Origin of the sequence: Paraburkholderia sp. SIMBA_053, from assembly GCF_046534895.1 — a bacterium.
GTDB lineage: Bacteria > Pseudomonadota > Gammaproteobacteria > Burkholderiales > Burkholderiaceae > Paraburkholderia > Paraburkholderia caledonica.
In genome coordinates, this window is record NZ_JAWRXU010001034.1 from 1 (window position 1) to 259 (window position 259).

Here is a 259-nt window from a genome sequence, read left to right on the forward strand (position 1 = left end):
GCGGCCGTTCGCATCCACCACGCGGCGCAGCATCACAGTGCCGCCGTGCTGGCCGTCCGCCGCGGCCGCGCTCAACGCCTGCTCGTCGAGCCACTGGTCCACTTGCGCGTGCGTGTCGAATTCGGCGGTGATGTCGGCGCGGGTCTCGCCGGTCCGCACGACGTTCGCGTCGGCGCGCGCACCCAGCGCGAGCGCCAGCGCGTCGATCAGGATCGACTTGCCGGCGCCGGTTTCGCCGGAGAAAACGGTAAAGCCGCTG

Annotated in this window: 1 protein-coding gene; it reads right to left on the reverse strand. The window is 71.8% G+C overall.

The window, feature by feature from the left end:
* Positions 1–259, reverse strand: a 259-nt coding sequence (locus SB753_RS38775; RefSeq protein ID WP_410805376.1) for an AAA family ATPase, incomplete at both ends; no start/stop codon positions are given.